Source organism: Rathayibacter sp. AY1A2 (assembly GCF_002930935.1).
Lineage (GTDB): Bacteria > Actinomycetota > Actinomycetes > Actinomycetales > Microbacteriaceae > Rathayibacter.
In genome coordinates, this window is record NZ_PSTP01000048.1 from 1 (window position 1) to 822 (window position 822).

Genomic DNA, 822 nt, shown 5'->3' on the forward strand with positions numbered 1-822 from the left:
GAGGCTCCGACGGTTTGTAAGCAAACGGTTTCAGGTACTATTTCACTCCCCTCCCGGGGTACTTTTCACCTTTCCCTCACGGTACTTGTCCGCTATCGGTCATCTGGGAGTATTTAGGCTTATCAGGTGGTCCTGACAGATTCACACGGGATTTCTCGGGCCCCGTGCTACTTGGGATACTCTTCACGCCATAACACCATTTCGACTACGGGGCTCGCACCCGCTCTGGCCAGGCGTTCAAACCTGTTCGTCTATGATGCGCTGTAACGTTCACCGGCCGGCAGACCGGAACGAAAAGTCCCACAACCCCGGCCATGCAACCCCTGCCGGGTATCACACATGACTCGGTTTAGCCTCTTCCGCGTTCGCTCGCCACTACTGACGGAATCACTGTTGTTTTCTCTTCCTGTGGGTACTGAGATGTTTCACTTCCCCACGTTCCCTCTACCCGCCCTATATATTCAGGCGGGAGTCACCAGGTCACCACAAGGGGCCTGGCGGGGTTTCCCCATTCGGAAATCCTCGGATCACAGCTCGTTTATCAGCTCCCCGAGGCTTATCGCAGATTACGACGTCCTTCTTCGGCTCCAGATGCCAAGGCATTCACCGTTTGCTCTTATGAACTTGCTAATCACATGAGTTAAGAAACTACAACTCGAAAAGTTGCAGATCCAATGATTTGCATGACCGCAGCCCGAAAGCCGCGCCATGCGAATCTTGTCGATCCACGACCGAAGCCGTGAATCTAAGATGCTCGCGTCCACTGTGTAGTTCTCAAAATACGGGCGGTATCCCTCTCCCACACACCCAGGCGTGAGAAAA

The 822-nt window shown here is 53.9% G+C and carries 1 rRNA gene; it reads right to left on the bottom strand.

The features are described from left to right. Positions 1-630: ribosomal RNA gene (locus C5B93_RS16825) — 23S ribosomal RNA — on the bottom strand; the annotation flags it as partial. Positions 631-822: the final 192 nt, after the last annotated feature.